An 18310-nucleotide genomic window follows, 5' to 3' on the forward strand; every position below is an offset into this window, starting at 1 on the left:
GGTGTTCGCTCCCGCCTGCGACCCACGAGAGGGCGTTCCGATGACGCGCTACACCCACGGCCAGCACCCCACGGTCACCGACTCCTACCGCTGGCGCAACGCGGAGAACTCCGCCGCCTACGCCCTGGACCGGATGGTCCCCGGCCGCTCGCTGCTGGACGTGGGCTGCGGCCCGGGCAGCATCACCGCCGACCTCGCCCGCAGGGTCGCCCCCGGGCGGGTCACCGCCGTGGACGCCTCGGCCGAGGCCGTCGAACTGGCCCGCGCCAGCGCGCGGGAGGCCGGAGCGGACAACATCGAGTTCCGGGTCGGCGACGTCCACGACCTGGACCTGCCCGACGACGCCTTCGACGTCGTCCACGCCCACCAGGTCCTCCAGCACGTGGCCGACCCGGTCCGGGCCCTGGCCGAGATGCGCCGCGTGGCCAGGCCGGGCGGGGTCGTGGCCGCCTGCGACAGCGACTACTCCGGCATGTACTGGTACCCGCGCCTGCCCGAGCTGGACGCGTGGATGGACCTGTACCAGCGCGTCGCGCGCGCCAACGGCGGCGAGCCCGACGCGGGGCGGCGCATGGCCTCCTGGGCCCGCGAGGCCGGGTTCGAGGACGTCACCTACGTGGCCGAGGTGTGGAACCACTCCTCCCCCGAGCGCCGCGCCTGGTGGGGCGGCATGTGGTCCCGGCGCATCCTGGAGTCGGACATGGGCCGCCAGGCGGTCGCGGAGGGCCACGCCACCCGGGAGGAGCTGGAGCGCGTCTCGGCGGGCTGGACGGCCTGGAGCCAGGACCCCGACGGGGTGTTCGTGGTCCCGCGCGGCGCGATCCTGTGCCGGGCCTGACCCGCCACGAGGGATCCGCGGCCCGGGCCCCCGCGCCGACACCGCCGCCGGTCGTTGGCGGTGCGCGGTGCGGCGATCTATCTTCGACGTGTCTCGGAGAGTGGACGCCCGCGCAGTCCCCGCTGGAAGGAGCACCATGTCCGACCTGCCGATCGGCTACTGGCTCAAGCACCTGGACCGGCTCATCGAGAACGACCTGGACCGAACCCTGGCCGCGGAGTCGCTGGGGCGCCGCCACTGGCAGGTGCTCAACTCCCTGCACACCGAACCGGGCACGATCGCCGACCTGGACCGCAGGCTCGCCGCGTTCCTGGACGAGGACGAGTACAGCGTCACCCCGGTGGTGGAGGAGCTGCGCCGGCGCGGCTGGGTGGAGGGCCTGGTCTCCCTGAACCTCAGCGCGGCGGGAGAGGACGCGCACGAGGCCCTCTTCGCCAGGGTCGACGAGGCCCGCCGCCGTATCTCGCGGGGGATCAGCGACGAGGAGTACCGGACCGCGGTCGACGTGCTGGAGCGGATGTCGGCCAACCTCGAACAGGGTTGACGCGGCCGGCCCCCGCCCGACCGCGCTCCGGTCAGGGGGCGGGCAGTTCCCGGGTGAGCTCGACGAAGGCCAGGTCCGCGCGCTTGGGCAGACCGAAAGTCGCGTCACCGTAGGGGAAGGGCTCGGTCTTGCCGGTGTTGGTGTAGCCGCGGCGCTCGTACCAGGCGATCAGCTCCGGGCGCTGCTTGAGCACCTTCATCCGCATCAGGCGGCAGCCCCACTCGCGCACCGCCGTGTCCTCGGCCTCGGCCAGGACCCGCTTGCCCAGGCCCCCGCCCTGGATGCCGGGTCGCACCGAGAACATGCCGAAGTAGGCGCCGTTGACGCCGCGCTGGAGCTCGCAGCAGGCCACGATCCGACCCTCGGCCTCGGCGACCAGCACGATCGTGTTGGTGCGCGCCAGCAGCTCGGCCATGCCCCCGGCGTCCACGCGCTGGCCGTCGAGCAGGTCGGCCTCGGTGGTCCAGCCCTGCTTGGAGGAGTCGCCGCGGTAGCAGGAGTTGACCAGCTCGACGAGCGCGGGAACGTCATCGGTGACGGCGGTCCTGTAGGCCAGGTCGGTCCAGGGCCCGGAAGCCGTCTCACTGCTGGTGGTCACACGCATCTCCCCCGTTGGTCCCGGCCGCTGGCACCCCCAGTATCGACCACCGGACATAGCGAAGAACACGGACCCCTGGGGCAAGAGGGACTCAAGGGACGTCCGGAAGCCGGCGCCGCGTGGGTACGGGGCCCGCGGTCCGTGGTGGTTTCCGTGGTCAGCACGGAGGCGCCGCCCAGCCCCGCCGGGAGAGGCTGTGGACACGGAGGCCGGGGCGCGGTGGGCCACTACGTCCCCCGGACGCCGACCGCTCAGGAGGCCTGGTGGTGCCGCCAGGCCTCCTCGGTGCGGGCCAGGAAGGCGCGCAGCTCCCGCCGCGCCCCCTCGGGGCCCTTCATGCCCGGGGTGACCATCAGCTGGAGGGCGAGCCCGTCCACCTGGGTGTGCAGGTAGCCGGACCACTCCTCGACCCACGGGTCGGGGTGGGGCTGGAAGGGGTCCTCCACCGGCTGCTGGGCGAGGGCGGCGGTCAGGAGCCGGTAGAGCCTGCGCTGGCTGTTCCAGCGCCGCTCCCGGTCGCGGTCGTACTCCCCCAGCAGCCCGGCGGCCTCCCAGGCCCGGTACTCCGCGCGGCGGGTCGCGTCCAGGGGCAGGAGCTGTTCGGCGTACTCGGCCAGGCGGTCCAGGAACGGGGTGTCGGGGTCCTGGGCGCCGTTCAGGGCCGTCACGCGCGCGGTGACGCGCTCCTCGGACAGGTTCATGGCGAAGACGAGCAGGTCCTCGCGGGTCTGGAAGTAATGGCGCAGGGCTCCGGGGGACCAGCCCGCCTCGGCGGCCACGGAGCGGATGGACACGGCGGCCGGGCCGGACTCGGCGATGACCCGCCACAGGGCCTCGGCCAGCTCCCGGCGGCGCTGTTCGTGGTCGACGATCTTGGGCACCCCACCTTTCTAACACATCTGTGTTATTTTATTTGGCACAGGCGTATGAAAAAGATAGCGGAGGAGATCCCGATGCCGTCCCCGGAAGTGCTGCTGCCGGTCGCCGGACTGGCGCTGCTGGACACCCTGAGCCCCGCCACCATCGGGGTCTCGCTGTACGTGTTACTCAGCGGGGCGCGGTCGGTGGCCCGTCCCCTGTTCGTCTACCTGGCCACCGTCGCCGCCTTCTACTTCGCCCTGGGCTGCGCGCTCATGCTCGGCCTCGGCTTCGCGTTCGAGGCCCTGGACGACCTCGCCGACAGCCCCGTACTGGGCTGGGTGATGGTGGTGCTGGGCGGGGGCACGCTCGCCTACGCCCTGTTCATGCCGAGCGGGCCGCGCCGGCAGCGCAGACCCGCCTCGCTGCGCACCGGCGCGATGGTCGCGCTGGGCCTGGCCACCGGCCTGCTGGAGGGCGGCACCGCGCTGCCCTACTTCGGCGCCGTCGGCATCATGACCACCGCCGGTCTCTCCGCCACGGCCTGGGTGCCGCTGCTCGCCGCCTACAACGTCGTCATGGTGCTCCCGCCGATCCTGCTCTACCTGGCCTATCGCGCCTCCGGTGAGCGGCTGCGGCCCCGGATGGAGCGCTGGCGGGCCAAGGTCGAGTCCGGCTCCCGGGAGGCCCTGGGCTGGATCATCGGCATCGTCGGCTTCCTGGTCCTGCGGCACGGGCTGTGGCTCACGGGGATCCTCGACGGGGCCGTCGCCTTCCTGGACGCCCTGTGACAGAAGGCCCCGGACGGGGCGGCGCCACCCCCGGCCCGCACCCGTACCGCCCTGACTCCGGCCCCGGCCGGGCGTGACTTCGGGGCCATGGACACGACCCGCGACCCCGTCGCCCGGCTCCTCGCCGACACCCGCCACATCCTCCTGGGCCTGCCGTTGGCCCCCATCGCCTTCGCGGTCGTCCTGACGGCCCTGGCCGCCGACCGGTGCCGCGCCGCCCCTACCGCTCCCCCGATCCAGGAGCCGGTCCCCGCGTCGGCCCCTGACTCCGCTGGCCTGCCCGCAGAGCTGGCTGGACGCCTGGTGCTGCCGCCCGTGTCCGTGGTCGGCTCCTGCCTCACCGCCACCTGGTGGGCGGGCGCCCAGGCCGCACCGGGGAGTTCCGGACGTGGGGAAACCGCCCACCCGTCACGGATGGCGCGTGCCCGCTCGGTGCTCGGTCCTTCGGGGGAGGGCATCAGGCGCATGATCTCCGGCGGCACCGCGCTGGTGCCGCCACCGGTGTCGGCGGTGGTGTCGCGGGTCGGTTCGGGTCGCGGTGCCAGTGACGTGAGCAGGGCGCCGCTCTGTTCGGCGCGGGCGGGCTCGGCCAGGTCGACTCCGCCCATGGCCATCGCCGCGACGTGGGCGCCGGCCGACGTGCCGACGGTGACCGAGCAGGCCGAGGGGGTGAACCCCGCGTGCTCGCCCAGGGCGGCGAGTACGCCGGTCGCCCAGGCGATGCCGCCCCAGCCGCCTCCGCCGAGGATCAGTCCGGTGTTCAAGTCCGTCTCCTTGCGTGGGTGGGGTGCCGGCCGAGGGTGTGTGCTCTCCGGGTGCCGACTGGCGGGGGCTAGGAAGCTGTTCCGGTCCCGGTGTCGAAGGGGACGCCGGTGAGCCGTTCGCTCACCGTCCACAGCCGCCCGGCCTCATCGGCGTCGTCCGCTCCCGTGGGAAGTCTGGCGGGTTTGGGGGCGCCGGAGGTCTGGTCGCGGCCGGCCGGGCCGATGAACTGCCCGGAGCTGACGTGCGTACTGGTCGCCGCGTACAGGAGGGGCCAGGCGGCACCGTCCGCCGATCCCATGAGCAGGCGCGCGGCGACCGGGGTGACGATGCGGCTCAGTGTCCCGGTGCCGTGCTGCTGGAGTCCGGTCATCGCTGATCCCGGGTGGACGACGAGTGCCGCGAGGGGGCTGTGCGCGGTCCGGCGGGCGAGTTCGAGGGTGTAGACGATGTTGGCGCGCTTGGACTTCGCGTAGGCGCCCATGGCGCGGTATCCCTTCTCGCTCATCAGGTCGTCGAGTCCGCCCATACGCCACCGTGCGGCGATGGCGCTGACCGTGACCACGCGCGGCGCGGGGGAACGCAGTACGGCGGGCCAGACCCGGGCGTCGAAGGCGAAGTGACCGAGGTGGTTGGTGCCGACCGTCATCTCGAAACCGTCGCGTGTCAGCCGCCGCTCGGGCAGGTTCATCACGCCGGCGTTGTTGAACAGCAGGTCGATCGTCTCGGTCTCGGCGATTCGCGTGGCGGCGTCACGGACGGACGAGAGGTCGGCGAGGTCGAGTACCAGTGTGTCGGTCCGGGCCCCGGGCGCGGCGGCGCGCACGGTCTCGGCGGCCTGGTCCAGTCTGTTCCGGCTGCGTCCCGCCAGGATGACACGGGCGCCGTGCCGGGCCAGGACGCGAGCGGTCTCCAGTCCGATACCGCCGCTCCCGCCGGTGACGTCAGCCTCAACGAGCTGAGCCGCCGGGTCGGGCTGGCCAAGTCCAACGTGCTGCGCTACTTCGAATCCCGCGAAGCGATCCTGCTGGAGCTGCTGGACCGCGCCTGGCGGCAGTGGATCGCCGACCTGCCCGCCCTCCTCGACGCCGGCATCGACCGGGCGGCGCCCGTGGAGCGGCGCACGGAGCAGTTCGCCGCCGCCGTCGCCCGCTCCCTCGCCGGGCGCCGGGTCCTGTGCGACCTGCTGAGCTCCCAGGCGGGCGTGCTGGAGCACAACGTCTCCGCCGAGGCGGCCGCCCGCTACAAGCGCGCGGCCGTGGCCAACGTCGCCGCCGTCGCCACGCTGACCGGCCGCCACCTGCCCGAACTGGGCGAGGACGCCCCGCGCCTGACCGCGGCCATGATCATGGCGATCGGCGCCGTGTGGACGCACGCCCACCCCTCCGAGGCGATGCTCGCCGCCTACCGGGCCGACCCGTCACTCACCGCGTTCAAGCTGGACTTCGTCGCCGCCCTGCAGGACATGCTGGCCACACTCACCGCGGGCACCATCGCCCGCACCTCCTCCTGACGCCTTCTCCTCGCAGCGGCCTCCGGGTGGTGGCGGGCGGGAGTTTGACCTCAATATTTGTTGAGGTTCTACGGTTCATGGCATCAACTCCGACAGATCCGGTGGACGACCATGAGTATGGAAATGGCCGCGTGGAACTCCATGTACCACGCCATGCACGCCCGCGAGGACCAGCGCCCCTTCTCACTGCCCGTCCTGCGCCGGATCGCCGCCTTCGCCCGGCCCCACGCGCGCCAGATCGCCTGGTTCGTGGCCCTGAGCGTGGTCACCGCCGTCCTGACAGTGGCCTCCCCGCTCCTGGCCGGACGGGTCGTCACCGCCATCACCGAGGGCGGCCCGCTGGAACCCGTGCTGTTCCTGGCCGGGCTCATCGCCGCCGTCGCGGTCCTCGAAGCCGCCCTGGGGCTGGGGGTGCGCTGGCTCTCCTCCCGCGTCGGCGAGGGGCTCATCCTGGACCTGCGCACCACCGTCTACGACCACGTCCAGCGCATGCCGGTCGCCTTCTTCACCCGCACCCGCACCGGCGCCCTGGTCAGCCGCCTCAACAACGACGTCATCGGCGCCCAGCGCGCCTTCAGCGACGTGCTCTCCGGGGTGCTCAGCAACCTGGTCACCCTGCTCCTGGCCCTGGCCGTCATGCTCGCCCTGTCCTGGCAGATCACGCTGCTCGCGCTCGTGCTGCTGCCGCTGTTCGTGGTGCCCGCCCGCCGCATGGGCGCGCGCCTGGCCAGGATCGAGCGCGAGCGCACCGTCCACAACGCGGCCATGGGCACCCAGATGACCGAGCGCTTCTCGGCTCCGGGCGCCACTTTGGTCAAGCTCTTCGGCCGCCCCGAGGAGGAATCGGCCGAGTTCGCCCGCCGCGCCGGACGGGTCCGCGACATCGGCGTGCGCACCGCGATGGTCCAGGAGGTCTTCTTCACCGCCCTGACCCTGGTCTCCGCACTCGCCCTGGCCCTGGTCTACGGCCTGGGCGGCTTCTACGCCCTGACTGGACGCCTGGAAGCGGGAACCGTGGTGTCCATGGGCATGCTCCTCACCCGCCTGTACGCCCCGCTCACCTCCCTGGCCAGCGCCCGGGTGGAGGTGATGAGCGCGCTGGTCAGCTTCAGCCGGGTCTTCGAGATCCTGGACCTGCGGCCCCTGGTGGAGGAGGGGGAGGATGCCCGAGAGGTCCCCGCCGGGCCGGTGTCGGTGGAGTTCGACGACGTCTCCTTCGCCTACCCCTCCGCGGACAGGGTGTCGCTGGCCTCCCTGGAGGATGTCGCCGTCCTGGACACCGCCGAGCCGCGCGAGGTCCTGCACGGGGTGTCCTTCCGGATCGAACCCGGGCAGACGGTCGCCCTGGTGGGCTCCTCCGGCGCGGGCAAGTCCACCATCGCCCAGCTGGCCCCGCGCCTGTACGACGTGGACTCGGGCTCCGTGCGCCTGGCGGGGGTGGACGTGCGCGACCTGTCCTTCGCCTCCGTGCGCGCCACCCTGGGCATGGTCACCCAGGACGGGCACCTGTTCCACGAGACCGTGCGCGCCAACCTGTCGCTGGCCCGGCCCGGGGCGACGGAGGAGGAGCTGTGGGACGCGCTGCGCCGCGCCCGCCTGGACCATCTCGTCGCCGCCCTGCCCGACGGGCTGGACACGGTGGTCGGCGAGCGCGGATACCGCTTCTCCGGCGGTGAGCGCCAGCGCCTGACCATCGCCCGCCTGCTGGTGGCCGGACCCGAGGTGGTCATCCTGGACGAGGCCACCTCGGCCCTGGACTCCACCTCCGAGGCCGCGGTGCAGGCCGCCCTGGCCGAGGCGCTGGAGGGTCGGACCGCGCTCGTCATCGCCCACCGGCTCTCCACCGTCCGCGCCGCCGACGCCATCCTGGTCGTGGAGGCCGGACGGATCGTGGAACGCGGCACCCACGCCGAACTGCTGGCCCGCGGCGGCCGCTACGCCGAGCTGTACCGGACCCAGTTCGCGGCCGACGACTCCGCGGCGGTTCCGGCCGGACGCGCGGCGTCCTAGAGGAGTCGCGGGGGAAGGCCCGGACGGAGCCTTCCCCCCGTCTTCGGGCGGGCGTCCCCGAAGAGGGCCGTTTCCGCCGCCACAGACCCCGTCCCCCGGTGGCGCCACACCGGGGGACGGTTCTCCGTGCACGCCAGGACACTGGTGCAGGCTTCCCGAGCAGCTCGCGCAGCGCCGCGACGACCCTTGACGACGCTCCGGAACCCTTCACGAGGCCGGGACGGGTCAGATGACGGGGGGATCCTCATCGGAGGCCTCAGCGCCGCCCTTGCCGAGGCCGGAGAGGGGTCAGATCCGGCGCACCACGCGGGCCGGGTTGCCGACGGCCACCACGTTGGCGGGCAGGTCGCGCACGACCACCGCCCCGGCGCCCACCACGGTGTTCTCCCCGATCGTCACACCCGGGCAGACGATGACCCCGCCGCCCAGCCACACGTTGTCACCTATGGTGATCGGCACGGCCGCCTCCCACTTGTCGCGCCGCTGCTCGGGGTCCACGGGGTGGGTGGGGGTGAGCAGCTGGACGTTGGGGCCGATCTGCACGTCCGCGCCGATGCTGATCGGGGCCACGTCCAGCATCACCGCGCCGCAGTTGACGAACGTGCGCGCGCCGATGGTGATCATGGAGCCGTAGTCCACCCGCAGCGGGGGCCGGACCCAGGCGTCCTCGCCCAGCTCGCCCACCAGGTCGGCCAGGAGATTTCGGCGGTCCGGGTCGTCCACGGAGGCGTTGTTGAACGCCTCCGCGCGCCTCTCCGCCCGGACGAGGTCGGCCTGGAGGTCGGGATCGTCCGCCTGGTAGAGCTCACCGGCGAGCATGCGTTCCTTCTGGCTGGTCACCACGGTCCCTTCGTGTCGGTCGCGCTCCGACCCTAGCCCGGCGCGCACGCGGGCCGGGGCCCGTCTCCGCGAAATCCGGAGACGGGCCCCGGCCGGTCCCTCACAGGATCCGCCGGGCTCCGGGAACCGCTCGCACGGCGGTGGCCAGCGCCCAGCAGGCCGGAACCGCGAGCGCTCCCATGCCGAGGAACTTCACGAGCGCGCTGGCCTCCCAACCGCTCAGGGTCACACCCAGCCCCACCAGTACCAGCGGGTGCAGGACGTACACGGCGAAGGCGTTGTCGGACAGCCAGCGCGTGAGGCGGTTGCTCCCGCTGGCGAAGCGCCGGAAGCCAACCAGCAGTGTGAGCACCGCGCCCGTGGCCAGGACGGACTCGGACGTGATCTGCGCCAGCGCCTGCCAGGTGCCCGGGGTGATCTCGCCCAGCAGGATCGTGACCGCCGCCCCCGCCGCCAGGCCCGTCAGGGCCAGGGCCGCGCCCCACCACCCGGCGGCGCCGGGCAGCCGGGTCAGCCAGTTGCCCCGGTAGGCCAGCACGCCCAGGACGAACAGGGTGGCGTACTGCGGCAGGTAGCCGGGGCTGGGCAGCCCCACGATCGGCCAGTACGGGGCCGGTGCCAGGTAGCGCCAGGCGAAGGTGACCAGGGCCAGCCCCAGGGTGAGGGCCGCGACGGGCGCCGCCCAGCGCAGCGGAGCGGTGTCGGCGGGACGCGCGGGGGGCTCGACCTCCGTGCCCGCCTGCGGGGCGCGGCGCTCGCGCAGGCTCCGCACGGCCACGTAGGCCAGGGTCATGACCAGCAGGACCTCCACGAACCACATGGGCCCGGGGTCGTAGGTCACGATCAGGAACAGCCAGAACGGCAGCTCACCGCCCCCGGCCGCGAACATCTCGACGGCCGGCGCGTAGTTGGGGATCACCAGGAACGGGCGGACCAGCAGCACGAACAGCAGGAACGGCGCACCCAGGCGCACCAGGCGCTCGCGGACCAGCCCGCGCCCGCCCCGGCGGTCGGCCGCTCCCGGCACGAAGTAGCCCGCGAGCAGGAAGAACAGTCCCATGAAGTAGGTCTGGTTGAGGAAGACGAGCAGGTCCAGCAGACCGCCGGAGGGGTCCTGGGCCGGTTCGAGGTAGAACCACACCGGGATGTTGCCGTAGGTGAGCGCGACGTGGTGCAGGACGACCAGCACGGTCAACGCGCCCCGCAGGTTGTCGACGTGGTGCAGGCGCCCGCGCGCGGTCGGCGCGGGGTCCGGGAGTAGGGGTGGGCCGGCGTGCTGCGTCATGGTGTCCTCGTCAGTCGTCCTGGGGTGGGGAGCGGTCGGCGCGGGTGGCGCGCACGAGCAGTTCGCCCAGCTCGCGGGCGTGCGCCATGAGGTCGTGGCCGGGATGGGCGCTCCAGTAGGCGAACATCGCGTCGATCGCCGTCTGCTGGGTCACCGCCATCACCCGCACGTCGAAGTCGCGGAACTCGCCGCTCTCCTGTCCGGACCGGTACAGGCCCTCCAGGGACTCGTAGAGCACGTCGGACTCCGCCGCCCCGTACCGCGGGGTGCCGTCCGCCTTGCGCGCGTGGGTGAAGATCTGCCCCAGGGCGGCCATGCGCTCGGGGTGGGACAGCGCGTACTCGGCCACGCCGCGCACGTGGGCGCGCAGCATGTCGGCGGCGTCGGCCTGATCCAGCATCCCGGGGAAGACGGACTCGGCGATCTCGGTGTAGACGTCGGTCACCACCTGGTCCATGAGCTCGTCCTTTCCGGCGAAGTGGTAGGAGATCACGCCCTTGCTGATCCCGGCCGTGCGCGCGATCCGCGCCAGGGAGGCGTTGGGGTAGCCCGCCTCGGCGATGGTCTCGACCGCCGCCGCGGTGATCTGCGCCCTGCGGGCCTCCTCGATGAAGGACCGCTTCTGTCCGCCTGGTTCGTTTTTTGACCGCATGGCCAGAATCTAGCACGCACGGTCAGGAAGCTATCGGGGATGTCCCTGACGCGACCCCGGACCGCCACCCACCCGCCCCGGGGCCCGACCCTGCCTTCAGCCGCGCACGACGTCGAACTCGTCGCGCTCGGGAACGGCCGGTGCCGTCCGCTCGGGGTGCCGGGCCAGGGCCCCGGAGCCGCGGCTCCACCCCGGCCGCGTGCCCGACGGGGCATCGGACAAGGCTCGTCCCACGCCACGAACGCACGGCTGCGTTCCGCGCGACCGGTGTGGAACGGGTTGGTCGGCGGGCGTCGCGTCGGAAGTGCGGGGCGCCGAAGAGGCCGACACGTGCCCGACACCTCGGACGGATCCCGCTGGTGAGGGCGTGCTCATGCCGACCGGGGCGTCAGGACCGCCGTTACCGCCGACTCCGCGAAGTCCCTACCAGACCGCTCGAGTACCCTTTACCCCACCGAGCTGTTCGAGTGTCGCCGCGCCGCCGGGGAGGGGAACGACCGTTTCGAGGGGCCCGCTCCGGACGGTGACGGCTTCGGATCCGGCGCACCGGTGCAGCCTGTACGGACCTCGCCGCGCCCGGTCCGGGGACCCCTGTCGCCGTATCAGACCCGTCCGAAGGAGGGCCGTGCCGGCCTATCGCATCCCCCTCGAAGTCGCAGTTCCGGTCGCCCGGGGCGGTGAACTCGCGTCCCGTGTCCACTACACCTCCGAAGCCATCGAGACGTTCGAACTGATCACGGACCAAGACCAGATCATCGGTCTGGACGTGACCACGGTCGGCGACGCGGACCAGGCTGAGCTGTCCCGCAAGATCAACCTGATCACCAGGCGCGAGGTGGCACCGCAGCGGCTGAGCGCGGGCGAGGTCGTGTGGACCTCTCCGCATCCCGACCGCACGACGCCGGACACCTACGAACGGCTCGAAGCGGCGGGCACCGTACAGGACATGGGTCCCGGACTGGTGGCCCTGGGCGAGACCATGACCGGGGTGCTGCAGGCCGTGGACCGACGGGTGAGGGCCGTCGCCATGGGGTTCGGCGCTGTCGAGTACCGCTACCCCACCCTGATATCCACCCGGTCACTGCACACGGGCGGCTATCTCGGGGCGTTCCCGCAGTACCTGTTCACGGCCGGTCGGCTGCACGCGGACACCGACACCTACGACGCGTTCCTCGCGGATCTGCCCGACCACGCCGCCACCCCGGACGGGCTCGCCGCGCACCTGCAGGAGCACTCGGCGCACTCCGGGTACTGCCTGCCGCCGACCATGTGCTTCCACACCTACCACCAGTTGCGCGGGGCGCCGTTGCCGGAAGACCACGCGGTGGTCACCTCCCGGGGCAAGTCCTTCCGCTTCGAGTCGTCCTATGCCCGCTCGATGGAACGGCTGTGGGACTTCACCATCCGTGAGATCGTCTTCCTCGGTGACGCCGCGACGGTGGCCCGGCGGCGTCAGGCGTTCCTGGAGGCCGTCTGCGACCTGACCGCCGAACTGGCGCTCGCCGCGCACGTCGAGGTCGCCAACGACCCCTTCTTCGGCAGCGACACCAGCCCGCAGCAGGTTCTGGCCCAGCGCCTGACCAAGACGAAATACGAGCTGAGAGTCCCCGTCGAACCCGGCAGGACCATCGCGGCGGGCTCGTTCAACCTGCACGGGACCACCTTCGGCGGCCCCTTCCGGATCAGCCTGCCCGACGGCTCGCCGGCGCACTCGGCGTGTGTGGGCATCGGCCTGGAACGGATCGGCTACGCGCTGTTCTGCCAGCACGGGACCGACCCCGGGAGTTGGCCCGCGAAGGTGCGGGAGGCCCTGGGATGAGCGCCCGGTGCCGACTGCGACCGCTGTTCGCGGCGGTCCCGGCACCCCGGGGCCGTTCCTCCCCCGCCGGTGAACTCGTCCCCGCCCCGCCTGGCTTCCGCGTGCGCGGGGACGAGGACCGTCGGCAGCGGGGTCGGTCACGGCCGTCGTCGGGGAGGGCCCTCGGCGAGCGGCGCGGACCCTCCCCGGTGCCTTCTCAGACTCCGCTCGTCGCCGTCTGCGTGTAGCGTTCCGGGAAACGGGTGCCGAGCAGCGAGAGCAGAGGTGCGGCCTTGACCGCGGTCTCCTCGAACTCCTCAGCTGGGTCGGACATCGCCACGATCGCGCCACCGACCCCGTAACCGACCCGACCGGCCTGCGCCACGAGGGTGCGGATCGCGATGTTCAGGTCAACGCTTCCGGACAGCGAGAAGTACCCGATGGCACCCGAGTAGACTCCGCGGGGCCGGCCTTCCAACTGGTCGATGATCTCCATGGTGCGCAGCTTCGGCGCTCCGGTCATCGAGCCGCCGGGGAAGGCGGCACGGACGCAGTCGACCGGACTGCGGTCAGGGCGCAGCCGGGCCGTCACGGTGCTGATCAACTGGTGGACGGTCGCGTAGGTCTCAACGACGAACAGCTCCGGAACCGCCACGGAACCGGTCGTCGCGACCTTGGCCAGGTCGTTGCGGAGCAGGTCGACGATCATGAGGTTCTCGGACTGGTCCTTCTCGCAGGAGGCCAACTCCTCCCGGAGCCTTCGGTCCTCCTCGGCCGAGCGGCCCCGTGGGCGGGTGCCCTTGATCGGCCGGGCCTCCACGCGCCGGTCGGCGTCGACGCGCAGGAAGCGCTCCGGGGAGGTGCTCAGGACGGACAGGTCCCCCAGGCGCAGCAGCGCCGCGAACGGAGCGGGGTTGTCCCGGCGCAGCGAGGTGTAGGCGGACCACACGTCCAGCGCGCACTCCACGTCGAGCATGTTGGTCAGACACACCTCGTAGCTCTCACCAGCGGTGATGGCGCGCTGGCAGGACTCGATGAGTTCCAGGTAGGCGCTGCGGCCGTGCCGCGGCGACACAGGCGCCGCGGCACCCTCCCGCTTCGCCACCGAGGTGCGGGAAGCACCGGCAAGGGCCCGGATACGGGCCCGGGTGGCCGAGAGCCAGCTCCGGGCCGACGCCCCGTCCCCTTCGTGCACGGCGAGCAGGTAGGTCCTGGAGGTGCTGTGGTCGAGGACGACACACCGGTCCGCGAACAGCAGCGACGCGTCCGGCGTATCGGAACGGTGGCCCATGCGGGCGCCGCACTGGGCCTTCAGTTCGTAACCCAGGTAGCCGACCCAGCCACCCCGGAAGTCGAACGGCAGCCCATCGCCGCCGACGACCTCGGTGGCGCGCAGACGGTCGTCCAGCCAGTCCAAGAGCGGCCGGACCTCCGTCCGGGCGTGCCGCCCCGAGCGTACGGTGACCGTGCCGTCGGCGACGTCGGCCGTGACCACCTCCGACAGGGGGCCGTCGGCCGCCCCCATCATCGAAAAGCGCCCCAGCCGGGGATCGGGACGACTGCTGTCCAACCAGAACGCGAACGACTGGTCGAGGAACAGCGCCTCGTAGATCTGTTCCGCGTCGCACGGCGTGGGGAACTCCTCGACCATCAGGTGGTACCGCACCCGTCCTCGGCCCTCCGGGGCGCTCGGGAGGGCCGTCGACGGCGGCCGAGCGCGCACGCGCCTGCCGTGTCGGAGGTTCCATTCCGCGCTCAGTTCCGTGAAGTTGGCCAGCAGGCGGTGCCCGTACTCCGTCGCGATGGACTCTGGATGGAACTGCACCCCCCACTGGGGGCGGCTGAGGTGGCGCAGCGCCATCAGCACCCCGTCGGGTGTCCAGGCGAGCGCTTCGAGATCGTCCGAGAGGCGGTCGACCGCCCACGAGTGGTAGCGCACGACCTCCTGCGGGGACGGGATCCCGGCGAACAACCCCGCGCCGTCGTGGAGGACCGGAGACCTTCGGCCGTGCCGGGGTTCCGGGGCCAGTGCCAACGACCCGCCGCCGAGCATCGCGATGCCCTGGTGCCCGAGACAGACACCGAGCAGGGGGACGCTGCCCGCCGCGATGACGTCCCGGCAGATGCCGAAGTCGGCCGGGACGCCGGGTGTCCCCGGACCCGGGGAGATGACGACGTTGTCGAAACCGTCGAGGTATTGCACCCGCCACCCGGGCTCGTCGTTGCGGATGACCGTGGGTTCGGTTCCGGTCACCTCGCCCAGGTAGTGGGCCAGGTTGTAGGAGAAGGAGTCGTAGTTGTCGATGAGGAGAGTCGTCATGCGCGTGCCCCGGAACGAGCTCGCGCGTCACCGCTGACGACGGCGGTGACGCCCCCGAGCTCAGTCATCGGCGGTCTCCTTCACCGGCTGGTCGGTGCTCGCGGCGCCGTCGGTCAGGGCTCGGCGCCGGGTGAGCACGGACACCCGCGCGGGGCGTCCCGCGTCCTGGACGAGGGGCATCCAGTCCTCGGCGACACGGAAGAAGACCGAGTTCAGCACCTGGGCGCTGGAGACAGCGGAGGGCGCCAGCACCCCCCACCGGACCAGGCTGTTGACCAGGTGGGGGTCGAAGGCGGTCCACACCCCGTCGAGTCGGATCTCGGGCCAGTAGTGCGGCAGTGAGTAGGGGCTGGACAGCAGCAGTCCGAAGCTGCGCCGGGCCTCCCAACCCTCTTCGGCCGCCCGCCGGGCCAGGTACCGGGTGGCCAGTTCGCAGTCGGCGAGCGAGGTCTCCGCGACGAAGGCGAGGTCGCCGTACAGGGCTTCGGGCAGGATGTGGAACCGGAACCCGGACACCTCGGAGAAGATCCGTTGCAGTTCCCGAGGAGCCTCGCCGGGGCGGCCGGTGGCCCCGACCTCGCGGCTCAGCGTGAGCCTGCGGACAGCGGGGTCCGTCTCCGTCCCCAGGGCCAGCACTTCCGCGGGCAGGCGGAAGTCGCACACATGGACGGGTGCTTCGGGATCGCATTCCGCGACGACTTCGAGGTCGTAGCGGACCGGGCGGCGCTCCACCACGGCACGGAGCACCTCGGGCCACCGTCGCATCGCGAGGTAGCGGGGCGAGGGCAGCCCCAGGGAGAGCGAGACGTTCTCCAGGTCCAGCTTGTCGAAGTACCGCTCACCCCCCGACGAACGGTGCGGGAGCCCGAGATCGAGCAGGTCGGACAGGACCGGCGCGCCGATCCCGAAAACCTTCAGGACCGTCGGTGTGCCCTGGTTGAAGACCCGGTGCCGGTCAGGAACCAGCCGTACTCTTTCCGCGACGTCCCGGAGCAGCTCAGCGTTCACCTGGCTTCCTCCAGGAGACCGGAGACAACCGTCCACAGGGCACCGGGCGAGGCGAAGATCTCGAACGCGAGGTCCTCGTCGGGAATCGTCACCCCGAAGACGTCCTCGATCGTCACCAGGAGTCGGACGACGGTGAGCGAGTCCATACCGAAAGCCGTCAGGTCGCTGTCTTCCCGCAACGGCGCTTCCGGGTCGATCCGTTCGTCCAGGCACCGGCGCAGCACGGTCTCGAACTCGGAATTCAGTGCGGTGGCCGCAGGCTGCTCACTCACCGGTGTTCCTCCCCGCTGCCGTGGAGCCCGCTGTCCCTCGCGAACGGTTCTCGCGTGCGACGAAAAGCCGCCGAGAATTCTGTTGTGGCATGGAATGCGGGTGCGTCATCTGAGCGCACATGATTCTCCCTTCGCATCATGGAACGTCCTTGCGCGCGTTGTCGGGGTGGCGGATTCTTCCCACGATTCTTCTCAGTCCGCCGAGGCGAAGCGGTCCGGGCTGATCCCGGCGAGGTACCGGTGCACGGAACGCGCCGAGTCCAGTGTCTCCAGGACGTCCTGTCCGGGCTGCTCCAGGTCGAATCCGAAGCGCTGTTCAAGCAGATGCTGGAGCCAGACGAAACTGAAGGAGTCGATGGATATCTTCGTGTCGTACCCGATGGGCCCCTCGATTGCCTGAAGGGCCGTGCATTCGACGATGATCGCGGTCATTTCGTCGTTCGTCATCATTATCTATTCGCATCCCCGTCTTCACGGTGAAACGCCGCCGGACAACGGCAACCGGCCATGGCGGACCCGGGGACCGCCGTGCTCCGGCCGTCGCGTGTTCGCGCGGCCCCGCCCACCTCCCGGCCAAGGGACGGGCGGCCGGGCCGCGCTTCCGGTCTCAGTCGGCGTCGGCCGGTTCCAGGCCGGTGAACAACATGCTCGGACGGCGGAGTTCCAGCGCCGCCACGAAACCGCCGAGGTCGAACATGAGGTCGACCGACGCGCACACGAAGCGTTCGACGGAGCCGCTGACGGACCTGTCGTCATCGCGCAGCCGACGGGCGCGCAGGCCCACCACGGCCAGGAGACTCGCGGGCCCCGCCAGCAGGCTTCGCCCGCCGGTGCGGGGTGCCAGCGCCATACCGACCGCGGTGGCCGCCGCTCCGACGGTGAAGGCGTTCACCACGAGCCGACGGCGGCGGGGGTGGACACTGCACACCCACTGCTCGGAGCGACCGTAGCCGTAGAGCCGGCGGCCCGCGGTGGCGAGGGAGTCCGTGATGGCGTGGTCGTGGACGACGACCGCCTCGGGGTCGCACACGATCGCGTATCCGGCATCGGACATCTTGAGGCCGAGGTCGCAGTCCTCACCGCCCACGTGGTCGAGGCTCTCGGAGGGGAAACCGCCGACCTCCTCGAACACCTCCCGGCGCACGGCGAGGTTCGTGGCCGTCGCCCAGGTGACCCTCGCGCATCGACGCGGGCGTTCCAGGTCGTCGTTGATCAACTTCGACCAGCGCATGACGCGGTTCGCCGGCGCCCGGCCCTGTTCCACGAAGGTGGGGCCCGTGACGCCCCCGACGGAGTCGTCAGCGCTGCGCAGGGTCTTGACATGACGTTCGAAGACGTCCGGCGGCACCCGGCAGTCGGAGTCCGTGAACAGGATCAGGTCGTACGCGGCCTGTTCGACGCCCAGATTGCGTTTCGCGCCGACGTGGCGGGGGCCGGTCACGTAGCGGGCGCCGAACTCACGGCAGTTCGCTCGGTGACTGGCGGCGTCGGCCGGTTCCGAGTCGTCGACAACGATGACCTCCGCGGGTTCGGGACTGCGGTCCATGGCGGAGCGGAGCGAGGCCAGTTGGGCCCGCAACAGCTGTACCCGGCCCTTGACCGGAATGACGACGGACATCCCGCGTTGTCGTGCTGCCGTGCGCACACACCCTCCTTGTAGGGCCAGTGAGATTTGGACGGCCGGCATGGCCGATGGGGATTCGCCACCAATACCCGGACCGGTCACACGAACATGGCGGGCGAGGTCACCAATATTGCGGCCGCGTGGAAAACCCGAGGTCGCGTAAGCGGCCCAGCCCTTTCCGGGTCTCTTTCCCGATATCGTCCATCTCGAATAACACCAGTTCAATTCCCTGTTCGCCGGACACGCACGGCCCCGCGTGGCTGCCCCTCATCAGGGCCTCCGGAGCTGACAGCCCATCGGCGTACGAGATCTCCGGCCCTGACGGTACACGCGTTCGCATGATCGCAAAAGAGCGCCTCCCGGCCCGGGGCCCCGTTCGCCACCCGGCGGTCCGGCTCGGTCGCGTCACGCCCCGCCGGCGGTGAACCGCCAGTTCAGCGGTGCTTCTGGAACGCAAAAGGCAGAGCTTTCGGGAGCACGGACTTCCTCGGAGTCCTGCCCCGTTTCCGGGGTCCGCGGCCACTTTAGGCCAATAAAACAGGTTGTCGCGGAGAGATTCGATCGGGTAGTTTCCGATCCTGCGCCCCTCCGCCGAGG

The 18310-nt window shown here is 71.6% G+C and carries 19 protein-coding genes; 7 read left to right on the top strand and 12 right to left on the bottom strand.

The annotated features are described in order from the left end of the window. Positions 1 to 40: 40 nt before the first annotated feature. On the top strand, positions 41 to 838 hold the full coding sequence (locus KGD83_RS15080) for a methyltransferase domain-containing protein (protein ID WP_212639817.1): 798 nt from the start codon (positions 41 to 43) through the stop codon (positions 836 to 838). A 136-nt stretch (positions 839 to 974) separates the two neighbouring features. Next, positions 975 to 1382, top strand: coding sequence for a MarR family winged helix-turn-helix transcriptional regulator (locus KGD83_RS15085; protein ID WP_212639818.1), 408 nt, complete (start codon positions 975 to 977; stop codon positions 1380 to 1382). Positions 1383 to 1413: 31 nt separating this feature from the next. On the opposite strand, the gene KGD83_RS15090 is transcribed toward KGD83_RS15085, so the two are convergent. Further along, positions 1414 to 1986: a GNAT family N-acetyltransferase gene (locus tag KGD83_RS15090; protein ID WP_212639819.1), complete on the bottom strand. Its 573-nt coding sequence runs from the start codon at positions 1984 to 1986 to the stop codon at positions 1414 to 1416. Between the two features lie 245 nt (positions 1987 to 2231). Further along, on the bottom strand, positions 2232 to 2861 hold the full coding sequence (locus KGD83_RS15095) for a TetR/AcrR family transcriptional regulator (protein WP_212639820.1): 630 nt from the start codon (positions 2859 to 2861) through the stop codon (positions 2232 to 2234). Positions 2862 to 2933: 72 nt separating this feature from the next. Between KGD83_RS15095 and KGD83_RS15100 the strand changes: the two genes are divergently transcribed. Further along, entirely contained in the window at positions 2934 to 3629 is a 696-nt protein-coding gene (locus tag KGD83_RS15100; protein WP_212639821.1) for a GAP family protein, read from the top strand. An 87-nt stretch (positions 3630 to 3716) separates the two neighbouring features. Continuing rightward, positions 3717 to 4505: a hypothetical protein gene (locus KGD83_RS28655; RefSeq protein ID WP_249351876.1), complete on the top strand. Its 789-nt coding sequence runs from the start codon at positions 3717 to 3719 to the stop codon at positions 4503 to 4505. Here the strand turns inward: KGD83_RS28655 and KGD83_RS15110 are convergent. Further along, positions 4462 to 5313, bottom strand: coding sequence for an SDR family NAD(P)-dependent oxidoreductase (locus KGD83_RS15110; RefSeq protein ID WP_249352452.1), 852 nt, complete (start codon positions 5311 to 5313; stop codon positions 4462 to 4464). The two genes, KGD83_RS28655 and KGD83_RS15110, sit on opposite strands and share 44 nt — an antisense overlap. Here KGD83_RS15110 and KGD83_RS15115 point away from each other — a divergent pair. Beyond that, positions 5278 to 5904, top strand: a complete 627-nt coding sequence (locus KGD83_RS15115; protein ID WP_249351877.1) for a TetR/AcrR family transcriptional regulator — start codon at positions 5278 to 5280, stop codon at positions 5902 to 5904. The two genes, KGD83_RS15110 and KGD83_RS15115, sit on opposite strands and share 36 nt — an antisense overlap. 111 nt (positions 5905 to 6015) lie before the next feature. Beyond that, the gene (locus KGD83_RS15120) at positions 6016 to 7914 is read left to right on the top strand and encodes an ABC transporter ATP-binding protein (protein WP_249351878.1); all 1899 of its coding nucleotides are present in this window, start codon (positions 6016 to 6018) and stop codon (positions 7912 to 7914) included. 288 nt (positions 7915 to 8202) lie between these two features. On the opposite strand, the gene KGD83_RS15125 is transcribed toward KGD83_RS15120, so the two are convergent. The 4 genes from KGD83_RS15125 to KGD83_RS28960 form a co-directional block, all read right to left on the bottom strand. Next, a complete protein-coding gene (locus KGD83_RS15125) occupies positions 8203 to 8733 on the bottom strand; it encodes a sugar O-acetyltransferase (RefSeq protein ID WP_212644444.1) in 531 nt (176 codons plus the stop codon). A 121-nt stretch (positions 8734 to 8854) separates the two neighbouring features. Further along, a complete protein-coding gene (locus KGD83_RS15130) occupies positions 8855 to 10039 on the bottom strand; it encodes an acyltransferase family protein (RefSeq protein WP_212639822.1) in 1185 nt (394 codons plus the stop codon). A gap of 10 nt (positions 10040 to 10049) precedes the next feature. Further along, a complete protein-coding gene (locus KGD83_RS15135; protein ID WP_212639823.1) occupies positions 10050 to 10691 on the bottom strand; it encodes a TetR/AcrR family transcriptional regulator in 642 nt (213 codons plus the stop codon). Positions 10692 to 10787: 96 nt separating this feature from the next. Beyond that, on the bottom strand, positions 10788 to 10913 hold the full coding sequence (locus tag KGD83_RS28960) for a hypothetical protein (protein ID WP_256448776.1): 126 nt from the start codon (positions 10911 to 10913) through the stop codon (positions 10788 to 10790). A gap of 403 nt (positions 10914 to 11316) precedes the next feature. Between KGD83_RS28960 and KGD83_RS15140 the strand changes: the two genes are divergently transcribed. Then, on the top strand, positions 11317 to 12510 hold the full coding sequence (locus tag KGD83_RS15140; protein WP_212639824.1) for a class-II aminoacyl-tRNA synthetase family protein: 1194 nt from the start codon (positions 11317 to 11319) through the stop codon (positions 12508 to 12510). Positions 12511 to 12706: 196 nt separating this feature from the next. On the opposite strand, the gene pabB is transcribed toward KGD83_RS15140, so the two are convergent. From pabB to KGD83_RS15165, 5 genes are all read right to left on the bottom strand, one after another. Next, positions 12707 to 14809 (bottom strand): aminodeoxychorismate synthase component I, encoded by a 2103-nt coding sequence (gene pabB, locus KGD83_RS15145; RefSeq protein WP_212639825.1) that lies wholly within the window; start codon positions 14807 to 14809, stop codon positions 12707 to 12709. Between the two features lie 60 nt (positions 14810 to 14869). After that, positions 14870 to 15817 (bottom strand): hypothetical protein, encoded by a 948-nt coding sequence (locus KGD83_RS15150; RefSeq protein WP_212639826.1) that lies wholly within the window; start codon positions 15815 to 15817, stop codon positions 14870 to 14872. Continuing rightward, complete coding sequence (locus tag KGD83_RS15155) at positions 15814 to 16089, bottom strand: acyl carrier protein (RefSeq protein WP_212639827.1); 276 nt, start codon at positions 16087 to 16089, stop codon at positions 15814 to 15816. The genes KGD83_RS15150 and KGD83_RS15155 overlap by 4 nt, the downstream gene beginning before the upstream one ends. 192 nt (positions 16090 to 16281) lie before the next feature. Then, positions 16282 to 16536: a hypothetical protein gene (locus tag KGD83_RS15160; protein WP_212639828.1), complete on the bottom strand. Its 255-nt coding sequence runs from the start codon at positions 16534 to 16536 to the stop codon at positions 16282 to 16284. A 160-nt stretch (positions 16537 to 16696) separates the two neighbouring features. Beyond that, positions 16697 to 17734, bottom strand: a complete 1038-nt coding sequence (locus KGD83_RS15165) for a glycosyltransferase family 2 protein (RefSeq protein WP_212639829.1) — start codon at positions 17732 to 17734, stop codon at positions 16697 to 16699. Positions 17735 to 18310: the final 576 nt, after the last annotated feature.

Source organism: Nocardiopsis akebiae (assembly GCF_018316795.1).
Classification (GTDB): domain Bacteria; phylum Actinomycetota; class Actinomycetes; order Streptosporangiales; family Streptosporangiaceae; genus Nocardiopsis; species Nocardiopsis dassonvillei.

Coding starts and splice junctions, on each gene's coding strand:
- KGD83_RS15080 (WP_212639817.1), top strand. CDS start 41: ATGACGCGCTACACCCACGGCCAGCACCCCACGGTCACCGACTCCTAC.
- KGD83_RS15085 (WP_212639818.1), top strand. CDS start 975: ATGTCCGACCTGCCGATCGGCTACTGGCTCAAGCACCTGGACCGGCTC.
- KGD83_RS15090 (WP_212639819.1), bottom strand. CDS start 1,986: ATGCGTGTGACCACCAGCAGTGAGACGGCTTCCGGGCCCTGGACCGAC.
- KGD83_RS15100 (WP_212639821.1), top strand. CDS start 2,934: ATGCCGTCCCCGGAAGTGCTGCTGCCGGTCGCCGGACTGGCGCTGCTG.
- KGD83_RS28655 (WP_249351876.1), top strand. CDS start 3,717: ATGGACACGACCCGCGACCCCGTCGCCCGGCTCCTCGCCGACACCCGC.
- KGD83_RS15120 (WP_249351878.1), top strand. CDS start 6,016: ATGAGTATGGAAATGGCCGCGTGGAACTCCATGTACCACGCCATGCAC.
- KGD83_RS15125 (WP_212644444.1), bottom strand. CDS start 8,733: ATGCTCGCCGGTGAGCTCTACCAGGCGGACGATCCCGACCTCCAGGCC.
- KGD83_RS15130 (WP_212639822.1), bottom strand. CDS start 10,039: ATGACGCAGCACGCCGGCCCACCCCTACTCCCGGACCCCGCGCCGACC.
- KGD83_RS15135 (WP_212639823.1), bottom strand. CDS start 10,691: ATGCGGTCAAAAAACGAACCAGGCGGACAGAAGCGGTCCTTCATCGAG.
- pabB (WP_212639825.1), bottom strand. CDS start 14,809: ATGACGACTCTCCTCATCGACAACTACGACTCCTTCTCCTACAACCTG.
- KGD83_RS15160 (WP_212639828.1), bottom strand. CDS start 16,536: ATGACGAACGACGAAATGACCGCGATCATCGTCGAATGCACGGCCCTT.